This window comes from bacterium (assembly GCA_030655055.1).
Taxonomy (GTDB): domain Bacteria; phylum Edwardsbacteria; class AC1; order AC1; family EtOH8; genus UBA5202.
This window is the reverse complement of record JAURWH010000203.1, coordinates 1-11,069: the sequence shown is the minus strand read 5'-3', so window position 1 is coordinate 11,069 and position 11,069 is coordinate 1. Positions and strand designations below refer to the sequence as shown.

12 protein-coding genes are annotated in these 11,069 nt (G+C 46.6%); 2 read left to right on the top strand and 10 right to left on the bottom strand.

What is annotated here, in order from left to right; all coding sequences use genetic code 11:
* Nucleotides 1-14 precede the first annotated feature (14 nt).
* From Q7U71_09555 to Q7U71_09525, 7 genes are all read right to left on the bottom strand, one after another.
* Nucleotides 15-953 carry a tetratricopeptide repeat protein gene (locus Q7U71_09555; protein ID MDO9392003.1) on the bottom strand — a complete coding sequence of 313 codons (939 nt, stop codon included), beginning with the start codon at nt 951-953 and terminating at the stop codon, nt 15-17.
* Nucleotides 954-1,304: 351 nt separating this feature from the next.
* Nucleotides 1,305-2,048, bottom strand: coding sequence for a hypothetical protein (locus tag Q7U71_09550; GenBank protein ID MDO9392002.1), 744 nt, complete (start codon nt 2,046-2,048; stop codon nt 1,305-1,307).
* Between the two features lie 118 nt (nt 2,049-2,166).
* Entirely contained in the window at nt 2,167-2,298 is a 132-nt protein-coding gene (locus tag Q7U71_09545) for a hypothetical protein (protein MDO9392001.1), read from the bottom strand.
* 215 nt (nt 2,299-2,513) lie between these two features.
* Nucleotides 2,514-3,284 (bottom strand): hypothetical protein, encoded by a 771-nt coding sequence (locus tag Q7U71_09540; GenBank protein ID MDO9392000.1) that lies wholly within the window; start codon nt 3,282-3,284, stop codon nt 2,514-2,516.
* A 37-nt stretch (nt 3,285-3,321) separates the two neighbouring features.
* Nucleotides 3,322-4,506, bottom strand: coding sequence for a GNAT family N-acetyltransferase (locus Q7U71_09535; GenBank protein MDO9391999.1), 1,185 nt, complete (start codon nt 4,504-4,506; stop codon nt 3,322-3,324).
* A gap of 73 nt (nt 4,507-4,579) precedes the next feature.
* Nucleotides 4,580-5,506 carry an endonuclease NucS gene (locus tag Q7U71_09530; protein ID MDO9391998.1) on the bottom strand — a complete coding sequence of 309 codons (927 nt, stop codon included), beginning with the start codon at nt 5,504-5,506 and terminating at the stop codon, nt 4,580-4,582.
* Nucleotides 5,507-5,537: 31 nt separating this feature from the next.
* On the bottom strand, nt 5,538-7,937 hold the full coding sequence (locus Q7U71_09525; GenBank protein ID MDO9391997.1) for an N-6 DNA methylase: 2,400 nt from the start codon (nt 7,935-7,937) through the stop codon (nt 5,538-5,540).
* A 333-nt stretch (nt 7,938-8,270) separates the two neighbouring features.
* On the opposite strand from Q7U71_09525, the gene Q7U71_09520 reads away from it, so the two are divergent.
* Nucleotides 8,271-8,513: a hypothetical protein gene (locus tag Q7U71_09520; GenBank protein MDO9391996.1), complete on the top strand. Its 243-nt coding sequence runs from the start codon at nt 8,271-8,273 to the stop codon at nt 8,511-8,513.
* A 39-nt stretch (nt 8,514-8,552) separates the two neighbouring features.
* Here the strand turns inward: Q7U71_09520 and Q7U71_09515 are convergent, their stop codons facing one another.
* Nucleotides 8,553-8,870: an endonuclease domain-containing protein gene (locus Q7U71_09515; GenBank protein ID MDO9391995.1), complete on the bottom strand. Its 318-nt coding sequence runs from the start codon at nt 8,868-8,870 to the stop codon at nt 8,553-8,555.
* 181 nt (nt 8,871-9,051) lie between these two features.
* The gene (locus Q7U71_09510) at nt 9,052-9,798 is read right to left on the bottom strand and encodes a hypothetical protein (protein MDO9391994.1); all 747 of its coding nucleotides are present in this window, start codon (nt 9,796-9,798) and stop codon (nt 9,052-9,054) included.
* Nucleotides 9,799-9,923: 125 nt separating this feature from the next.
* On the opposite strand from Q7U71_09510, the gene Q7U71_09505 reads away from it, so the two are divergent.
* Nucleotides 9,924-10,169, top strand: a complete 246-nt coding sequence (locus tag Q7U71_09505) for a hypothetical protein (protein ID MDO9391993.1) — start codon at nt 9,924-9,926, stop codon at nt 10,167-10,169.
* 389 nt (nt 10,170-10,558) lie between these two features.
* Here Q7U71_09505 and Q7U71_09500 read toward each other — a convergent pair whose 3' ends face one another.
* On the bottom strand, nt 10,559-10,948 hold the full coding sequence (locus Q7U71_09500) for a hypothetical protein (protein ID MDO9391992.1): 390 nt from the start codon (nt 10,946-10,948) through the stop codon (nt 10,559-10,561).
* Nucleotides 10,949-11,069 lie beyond the last annotated feature (121 nt).

Sequence of the window (11,069 nt, the reverse complement as noted above, 5' to 3'; positions counted from 1 at the left end):
ATGCAAATGTACATTCAGTTCACCTCCTTTTCTTTTATATTTAACTCGTTGGTTATTCTTTGGGCTTCTTCGTTAAGTCCGGGGATGCCAATGTTCAAAGACATCATTTTATCCAAGTACTTCCTTGATTGGGCGATATCGTTCATTTCGTTGTAAACATCGCCGATGTTTAATAATGAAACCGCCTGCATGTATTTTGAGCCTTGTTTTAATGACATATCATAGCATTTAGTAAATGCTGTATTGGCGTCTTCATATTTATGGCTTTTGAAGCAAGCCAGCCCAGCGTAACAACAACTATTCAATAAGTTAACATTATCACCAATTTTAGTGGCAATGTCTTCAGAAGTCTTTAAATGTTTTAATGCCGTTTCATAATCCCCCATATCAAGGTACAAAGAACCTAATACGCTATATGTATGTCCTATACTTTTAATATCCGACAAACTTTCGTAATATGTTACCAACTCTTCTAATATATTTATTGCTTCTTTCTCTTTTCCGATGGCATGATAACAACCAGCCACATTCCCCAGGCACTTGCACTCGTTCTTCCTATCCCCGTTCTTTTTGCAGATCTCCAAACCGGAGGCGTAGTATTCATAGGCCTTATCGTTCTTTTCCAGGTACTGCATCAGCTTGCCCAGGCCGTTGTAGCACTCCACCTGGCCGGAGAGGTCCCGGTGGGCCAGGTATTTCTCCAGGGCCCGGTTGTAATGGGCCTCGGCCTGGGCGAACTCGCCCTTGACCAGGCTTACCAGCCCCTGACAGCTGATGGCCTCGGCCTGTCTTACCTGGTCGCCCTGGAGGGCGGCGGCGGCGTGCATCCGCACAAAGTCGCCCAGGGCCTTGTCGTAACTGCCTATCAGACGGTAAACCTCCCCCCGTTTGCGGTACAGCTGGAACAGGGAGGTTAGGGGTTCGTTTAGTTTATGCCGGCGGGGATGGGGCATACCGTTTAGTGTTTACCGTTTGGGGTTTACTGTTTACGTGCCCTGAGCGGGGCCTGCGGTGAGCAATGTCGAACCGTCGAAGGGCTGTTTGCTGTTTACGTGCCCTGAGCCGCCGGGCTGAGCCATGTCGAAACCCTGTCGAAGGGCTGTTCAGCGTTTACCATTGACTGTTTAGTGTCAGTTTTTAAATTTAAAAACCCCGTCATTGCTGACGGGGCGTTGATATCTTGCTGGTGCAAGTTCAGCAGGCACTCGTGATCGTCAATCCCACCAGCCAGACTTGACGAATAGACTGCCTACTATAATGTAATGCAATTATACTTATATCAAACCGCCCTGTCAAGGGAAATATTAAATATTTTTCAAACAATTTATGGGCTGGTATCTCTCCATTCGTTTAAGCAAGCTGTTGTATTTGAAGACCGGAAATGCCGTCTTGAACTTGTAGGGGCCGACGGTATCCTTGTAATATTTCTTGGCAATAACGACCCAGTAACATTTATTGTTTTGATCGTCATACTGGGGCAGTTCGTATTTGCTGATATACATCAATTCCCGATCGTCCTTATCCCGGCGGAAATAGATATTCGTTGTTTTTTTGACGGTATGCCTTATCCACGGCAGCCTTTTCCCGCGTGACGGTATATAAAACTCCGATTTCAACTCATGCCGTCCGTTTTCCTTATTCTTATACATGAATTTAACGCCATCATCAAGGCTGATGCTGATCTTGTTCCCAAAACGGTCTTCTATGGGGCCTTCAACGAAATTCTCGAAAAACTTCAAGGCATCGCCTTCGTTATAATTGGGACCGAAGCATTGCACCAGTTCGTGGTCCGGCGGGAATAAATTGTCATTTACATGATGATAGTCAATTAATTTCACCAGCCTGGTTATTTCATTTCTTTTGAGGGTAACTTTAACAACCCGGCCCTTTAATCCCTCTGTTTTCCGGACCAAGGCGTAATAGGATATTTTGATCACATCATAAAATATATGCGCGATAGTTTGTAAATTGCTAAAATCATGTACTTTGGCGATTTCCCGCAATTTATGCAATATTTCTTCTTGAGAGTTAAAGTTATTGGGCAACATATCTATTCAAAGTAAATGAATAATTATATTGTTTTGCATTTTATCTCTTTAGGCTCCTGGTTCTACCTCCTACCGGGAGGGGGATATGCCTGCACTGAGCTTGCCGAAGTGGGGGCGGTCATATGCTGGCGGCTTCTTTCAATGTCTCCAGTACCCAGTCGCTTTTATCAACCACCTCTTGGTTGGTGAACCGGATGACCCTGATCCCGTACAGGTTGACCTCTCCCCGCCTGACGGCTTCCCTCTCCACTGTGGAGAGGGAGTGAGGGTGAGGTTGTACGCAGTTTGTCGTAGTCCTTCTGCTGTTCGTGGATGCCTCCGTCGATCTCCACTACCAGGTTGGCATGTTTATAGCTCGTTGTTTTTGACCTAACCCTAATCCCTTCCCCACAAGGGAAGGGACTTCTCACCACCCCTTCCCTCTGGGGAAGGGGCAGGGGTTAGGTCCGAAGCTTTTGGGGTCCCTCAGTACATCCCCCCCGCCCGGCTGACCCCCAACACCCTGGTCAGGGTGGAAATGGCCCGCTCGGACAGCAGGTACAGCGGGGTGGACACGTCCACCGTCAGGGCGGTGTAGAACGACCGGTCGGTGGAGACGCCCAGCTGGAAGGTGCCGATGTCCCCGATGTCGTACCCGGCGAAGATCGAGGCCCGCTCGTTGTACCATTCCAGGTATGAATTTGGGCCGTGGGAATATATGGGCAGGCTGACCCCCATGGAGATCCGTTTCCACCAGAAGTGCTTTTGGTACTCGTTGACCGCGTCTTCGATCTCCTGCGCCCGCTTAAGCATGTCTTCGCGGTAGCCGTACTGGCGGCCCGCCAGCAGGTTCTTTACCAGGTGGGCCTTGTTGATCAGATACTGGGGCTGGGGCATTTTGGGGTTGGTTAAATTGACCTTGAACGACATGAATATGTACGACGAGTCGCGGTAGGGCTTTTCGGCCGAGAACTTGTGCAGCAAACCCGGCCCCAGCTGGAGTTCAAACCGGATCCGGTCGCCAAAGTGGTCCTCCAGGTCCTTAAAGGAGCCGATGATGTTGTTCTGGTAGTTGTAGTCGTTGTAGCGGTCTATGATGCTGGCGCTGGAGCTGTCGTTTAGGCTGATGGTATTGGTTATGCCCCCGGAGGGATAGTAGTACATGTATTTGACGCCGGTGGAGGTTTGGGCCTGGGCGGGCAGGCTGTAGGCCAGGAGGGTGAAAAGCAGGGCCGGAAGGATGAGGGTTCTTTTCATGGTCTCCCCTTTTTGAATGTAAGTTTTTGACATTTTACTACCTTATAGAATTCACAGCCATTTCGCGATATTTTTTAACAGCAGCAGAGATTGATACATCCTCAGATGCATATATAACATCATATACTGTATTCAGAAAACTAACCAGTTCATCCTTTTTGGGTACCACCTTATTGTTTGAATAATACATCAAATGGAGCTTTACCCCTGGTTCATTGCTTCTCATTGGCGGTTGCCAGTAATCCACCGGCAGTTTCCCGGCGCCCAATTTCTCGAAATATTCTATACGCTTTTGCCTTACTTCTTTATCATTCTCGTTTTCTGCCAAGTCTTCGGTTTCAACTTCAAATAGAACACCTCTGCATGACTTCTTCCCAGCTTTTACGGCATCCTTGTCCAGTGCTTCCTTGGCTGATCCTATAAGCGAACGCCCTATATGTCTTCCTCTGTACTTTTCGTTTACTACTACATAGCCCACAAAACCAAGATTCTCGACAGGTAAATACGTTAAGGTGATAAAACCAACCGGTACCCCCTTAACACTAGCCGCCAGGAAATGAAATCCTCCGACTGAGCCTTTTATATTTGAGTCATTGATTGACTGGCGGATGTTCTTTGAATCTTCGCGGACCAATGGAGGGAAAGAACGGTCATATAGTTCAAACAATGGTTTTAAAAACCTGTCTGAACCAGATTTGATCTCTACGATGTCGGCAGGTATTTCATAGTCAAGTGCTTTGGCATATTTTACGATATCTGCAAATTGGTATTTTTCAACATTCAGGTAACTCCATATTACTTCATTCTCAGTTATCAATCTTAAATAGTACCCGAATATGCGGTCTATTTCCTTTTTGGTAAAAGGCCCTTTTTCGCACAAGTTAACAACTAATAGAAAAAACTCCAGGTAGTCGTTGAATTTGCCCATCAAAGGGATATTTACATATTTGGCTTCGTCTTCCTTGTCAACTTTATCATTGTCGGGATTTTCAGTATCGTATTTTATGGATTTGAATAGTTCGTCATCCCATCTGTCAATCTTATACCTTATATCATGGAAATCGCGATTTTCTATGAACTTGGCATGCATTTGAATAAGGATATCAATTTTTTCAGTGTATTTATCCTTTAAATACGTGGCAACCACAGTCCACACGGTAATCGTTCCAACGATAAGCGTAGCCAGTTTTATTATGTTTCCGTAAGTTACGATATTGCCCATAATACTTATAGTTAGAAGTTATTTTGTATTGTTCATTATAAAATATAACGGTTGTTTCATACGCCCTGTGTGTTCATGTCTTTATTAGTTTAAAACTAACCTGGTACCTGTAAAACGCTATACTTGGCACCAACGACAGCGCCCGCCTTATCCGCTGGTCGTCTTCTAAGGCTATGATTATTCCCTGCACCGTCTGCCCTTTTTCCACCAGTTCCTCCTGCACATAGCCCATGTATCTAAGGGTCTGGCCTACCACGTTATCGCTGGCCCGGCCTTTTTTCAGTTCCACCACCAGCAAACGTTTTTTATCCTTGCTGATGGCCAGGATGTCAATCCGGCCGGTATCGGTTGCGTATTGTTGGCCGATCCGTTCGCCGTTGTCCTCGTAGATGTCATATTCCTTGCCCAGTTCGGTATTGGCCCAGTTCTCCACCAGGAATTCTTCCAAATGCTGTTCTAAGGCAAAGGACGAGGGGTTTTCCACCGTTTCATCGGTGGAGATAAGTTTTGGGGCCTGGATGCCTCCGATCAGTTTTTCCAATTCCTCGCTGTACCCTGATATGTTACTGACAGTACCAATGGCCCCGGTGGAGTTTTGCAGGGCTTCGCTCATATTGGACCGGTCTACAGTTACAGGCTGCCAGACCACCGCACGGCGGTGTTGAAGTATGCCCTCCGGCTGGTAATAGTAATCTCCGCTTACCTCCCCTACGCGATAGGTGCCGCTGCCGTCCGGGCAAAGGACGACATCGCCTTTTTTAATGCCTTTGCTGACGGTCCAAAGCATGCCGCAGGCCAGGCCGGCCGCTACTCTGGTTTTGTTGGGTTGCCCGGCCAGGTATATGGGTATGAATTTCTTGTTAAAGGCCCGCCATTCTTCAGGCAGGTCGCTGGCCAGGTCCTGTTTGATGTCGAAGTCTGCCCCGATGAAATTGCCGGAGAAGCATTCCGGGGCATAGATACTGCCTTTGCCCAGCATTATACGATAGTATTTTTTCATATAAATCTTTATTTTGTTACAAATAACAATTTCAACCCTCAACCACCTTGATCTCCGCCTCGCTCAGCCCATACAGCCTGTACACCAACTCGTCAATCTCCTTGTCTATTACGGCAATGTCCGCAGAGTGGCGTTGCCGCAGTTCCGGGGTTTTGTTTAGCTTGAGCATTTCTTTGACGAGTTTGACAAGCTGGTCATGTAGTGTTTTACCGTTTCTGTTTTTGAAATCTATTTTAGGCAATGGCAAATTAACCAAATCTTTTATAAGGACTTTGGGAAAGGTGGTTTTGAAAGCATTGGCAGATGTATTCAAATTATAAAAGGAAATCAGTTTTGAATTAATAAGGCCCAGCAAATAGTGAATTGAGAAGTCTTTGGTTTTCAATTTGATGCCGTCAACTGAATTGGAGAACACATATTCGTCATTGACCAATGTTGCTTGTATAACGCCCGCCGAAGAAACTTCTCTGATCAATAATCTTTCACCATCAAACCACTCTGGGGATCTCGGTTCAGCCAGCCACATACCATAATCCACATATTCACCAACCCAATTAAGAGAATATCGATTTATCTCGCTACCACCCAACAAGGGCTTATGCGTTGATTTTGTTTTTTCTGATTTATGAAATATTCTACTTGTTGATTCGCTACCTGTTTGTTTTGGTTTCCCTTTTCCCTTTTGATAGATTTTAACGCCCCAGATGGCATCGGCATACATAGACAACTGGTCTTTATCAGCTTTAATCTTGCTAATTAACTTAAGTTTACCAGGTTCAACATATACAGGGAATATAAAATCATTTTCAGCGGTTATAGCATTGTTTGGTAAAATATATTTTATATTCTCTTTATCAAGGCGCTCTACCTGTATGTTTTTATTGATTTTATCGCCTTTCACTAAAACAATTACCATCGTTTCTACGGTTGCATCTTCAAAGGTATTGTGAGGTGTTATAACCATTTTTTGAGGCAATGCTTTTGCAATCAACAATTCTCTTAAATATCTATCATATTGTGAAGCAACCCACGCAGAAGGGATAATAAAACTACCGTAGCAGCCGGTCTTTAATAAACCAATGCTTTTTTCGAGAAACAATGTATAGGTATTAATTTGATATGTGCCCGTCTTATATTTATCACGACAAAAAGATATTGTTGAGCTGTCCATGTCAGCACCATACGGCGGATTCCCTATCACTGCGTCAAAACCTCCCTGCTTGAACACCTCCGGGAACGCTACCTGGTAATTCAAAGGTTTGACCTCATCCAAATTACTGAAATACCCCTTTAAATTATCCCCCAGCTTCCGGTTCAGCCTTCTCTCTTCTACCTCAATCTCTTTTATCAGCCTGGCCTTCTCCTCGTCCTCCACTTCCTTGTAAAACGCATTATGCAGTTTTAACAACGGGTTGATGTTTACGGTATCGTCCAAGCCCGGAAAAGTCGGCGCGGTCTGTTTCTCCGCCAATTGCTCAATGGTCTGCCCGGAGATCAGCGAATTGCCTACCCTTATATTCAGGTTCAAATTGGGCAGCAGCTTCCGGCCCTTCAATTCATGGAAATTAAAACCCTCCAGGGCCTTCAGCATCAAATTTAACTTGGTTATCTCCACCGCCCGGTCGTCTAAATCCACCCCGTAAAGGTTGTGCTGTAATATCAGCCGTTTGATCTTCAGGTCCTTCCCGGTCTCCAACTGGCCCTTATTCCTCTCTATCTTCAGCTTTTCATAAGCCTCATACATCACGTCAAAGGCCTTTATCAGGAACGAGCCCGAGCCGCAGGCCGGGTCCAATATCTTTATCTGCTTAAGGTCGTCCTCGGTCTTGGCCTTCTTCACCAATTCGCCCACCGTGTTCTTGACGATGTAATCCACTATGTATTCCGGGGTGTAGTAAATGCCCTGGCTTTTGCGCTTGGCCTGTTCCTTGTGCTCCTGCACCTTAAGGCCGGACTTCTTGGTGACTCTCAGCATTTCGCCCAGGTAGTTCTCGTATACCTCGCCGATGATGTGAACCGAGACGTTCTTAAAGTCTATCTCATTCAGCTCTTCTATGATCGGCACCAGCACCTTGTCGTCAATGTCAAAATGGTCAATGGCCATCGGGGCGAACAGCTCGGTGTTGAACTGCTCGTCCATTTCCTTGAACCACTTTTTAAGCTCGTGGTACTTGTCGTCCCGGGAATTAAGGATGGCCCGGTGGACATCCTGCCCGATTATGTCCTTGTCGTGGCAGACCTCTATAAAAATCATCCGGTCAAGAATCTTCTGGGTGAACAGGTCTATCTGGTCCTTGTCGTATTTCTCCCAGTAACTCTTGTGCAATTCCCGCCGCAGGCTGTCCCTCCAGCCTTTAAGTTTTGCAAAGAACTTGGCTTTGATGTCCTCAACCTGCTTCTCTACGGGGTAGTACAACGGATCGTCATCCACCCTGCCTTTGGCCTGGCATAGCGGCGTCCGCTGGAATTTCATAAGAAAAGCCAACCCCTCATCGGACAGAATGTCCACGTATGAATTGGGGTTGGCTCCGGGCCATAACAGGTCTATAAAGGCGTATTTCTTGTTCTGGTAAAGACGTTCCTGCACATCGTTGTATAACCGCCATTCTACAAAGTTGGTGAGTATGCCCCAGTTTATGCCCTGTTTCCTGCAATAACCGTAAAGCTGTTCCTGAAAGGTCTGATTGCGGTAGCAACCGTCCAGCTTGTCGGCCTTTTTGGCATCTTTGCATTCCACCACCAGTACCGGGTGTTTTTTGCTATCATGCAGAAGGATGTCGGAGAACGTGCCGGTGTTGGCCCCGATGTTCGTGCCCAAAGACCAATCGCTGCTTTTCCAGCCCAAGGCTTCCAATACCTTCAGGACATAATCACTCTGCACCTGCATCTCGGCCATGCGGTGAATGTTGTTGGCTTTGGCCTGGGCGGCCAGGGCTTGGAGGGCGGTTTTGAGTTGAGACATAAAAATGTGTCAAATGGCGGTTGGCGGGGCTTTGTGTTACGTTAAATATACCGCTTTGGGTGGGTGTAAGTCAAATGAAATGTGCTATTTCCCTGCAATTTTCTTTAACTTCTCCATAACCCAATCATTTTTATCAATAACCTCTTCGTTGCTGAACCGGATGACTTTAATGCCGTACTGGTTAATTATTTTTGTGCGGAGTTTGTCGTAGTCCTTCTGCTGTTCGTGGATGCCTCCGTCCACTTCCACCACCAGGTTGAGTTCCTCGCAATAAAAGTCGGCTATAAAACCATGTATGATCTGCTGCCTTCTGAAATGCAGCCCCATGAACCGGTCAGTCTTGACCCCGTTCCAAAAGCACTTCTCTGCCAGTGTCATATGACTCCGCATCCACTTGGCCATTTTAAGCTTTTCGGCGGTTACCTTTTGTAAGCGTATAAGTCCGGTTGACATGTTTTTTAGCTCTTTGTTTTTGACCTAACCCTAATCCCTTCCCCACAAGGGAAGGGACTTTTACCACCCCTTCCCTATGGGGAAGGGGCAGGGGTTAGGTCCGTAGCTTGGTACTGTTAAAGCTTTAGGCTTACGCCCCGGCTTTCTTCTTCGCCCTGGTCTCACTCGCCTTCTTGGGGGCATTCCTCTGGGCCTTGGTCTTACTGCTCCTGGCCAGCACCCCTATCTTCTCCAGATACTCCCGCTTGCTCCTTAACGCCACCTTGGCTATCTTAACGAACATGGCCATCCATTCGTTCAGATCCTTTAAGGCCGCCTGCTGGTCCCGGGCCGCGTTCTGGGCCTCGCCCTTGGCCATCTCCTGCACCTGGTTCATCTTGTCCAGGGCAACTATCTTGGCCCGCTCCGAGGCCAGCTTGGTCTTGGTATAGCCGTAGTCCGCCAGTTCCCCGCTGGTCGTGGCCGAAGAGGTGGGGTACGGCTCCACCGCGTTGTCAAACAGGGTATAAGCCGCCGTCAGGAACCCGGCCGTGGTCTTGGGCACGGCGCCCTGCAGGCCAAGGGCCACCAGCCGGCTCTTGTCCTTTTGCCAGACGGCCCGGGCCACTTTGGCCAAAGCCTGGTAGGCGTCCAGGGCGTTCTTGGTGATCTTGTTCACCTCGGAGGTCTTGTACTGCTGTTCCCCGGAAAGCTTCTTGTGGAGGTTCATCGCCAGCCGGGCGGTGTCGTAGAGCTTTTGCCCCTGCTTGAGCTTGGTTGCGGTGTAGCCGTATTCAGTCAGCAGTTTAAGCACCGAGGCATCGGCCAGCGAGTTGGAGATAGCCACCTGGGCTATGTTTAGCTGTTCCGCCATGGATTGCTTGGATTTGCTGGACATACAACCTCCAAAAGTGTTAATTATTGGTTTTTTGGGCCTTTTTGACCCGTTTTTGCTGATATCCCTCTCCTAATGCCGGCGGCGCTTGGGACTGTCACGCTGAGATCGACCTTATGTTATGCATTTTGAAGCGTGACCAAGCCTCCTACCGCCTGAAAAATGGTCCCTACCGGGATAAAAGTGCTTCCTACCACGATGACAAGGCTTCCTACGGCGATGACGGGGCTTCCTACTGCGATGATAAGGCTTCCTACCAAGTGAAATGTGGTTCCTACCAGGATGACGAGGCTACCTACCACGAAGAAAGTGCTTCCTACCAGGTGGAATACCTTTCCTACCAAATGGAATGGGTTTCCTACCAAGAAGAGTAGGCCTCCTTCAGTCTTACATGTGCTTCCTACCAGGTGGAATGCCTTTCCTACCAAGATGACGAGGCTTCCTACCGTGAAGAATTAGCTTCCTACTGCGATGGAAGTAGTTCCTACCAGGATGACAAGGCTCCCTACCGTAAAGATTTAGCCTCCTACCGTGACGAAAGTGCTTCCTACCGGGATGAATATGTACCCTACACTAAGGAAAGTGTTACCTACCGTGATGATAATGATTCCTACCGTGATGAATGTACTTCCTACCACGATGACAAGGCTGCCTACCGGGTGGAATGGGCTTACTTCCACGATGCTATGGCATTCTTCCGGGTCGAATGCCTCTACTTCCGAATGATGTACCGTTACTTCAAGTTGGAATGGGGTCGTTTATTTCATTTCTGGCCTAACTTTATTTTATCTAAAATATAATCAACACCTGTCTTATTACGATTGTGTATACAATTTATAATTACATAAACAAACCAAATACCCGACAAGATAAAAGAAAAAAGGAATAGCGCTTTCCAAATATCTCCGTTTAATCCCAGTATACCTTTAAAATCAGTTGTAAATAATGTTGCTGCAATTGTAGCCAATATACCAAGTGGCGTTTTCCATTCATTTTGTGTTTTGCAAATGTTCATAATTTCCATTAAATATAATTTAATTTTATCCGTAGTAATATGTATGTACTCTTGATCAATGTTTGAAAAATGTTTCTCAACACCAACGGTAGGCAGCTTAAAAGATGATTTATGTGAAGTGACAAATTTGTTTTTCATTTTTTAGCTACCGCCTTTCCTATATAAAAAGTATAAATCACTGATTTATCGGCGCCACCTAATGAGTATACACGATAATTTAAAAATAGTTCTTTTCCGTCTAATTCACCAAGCCTTAACG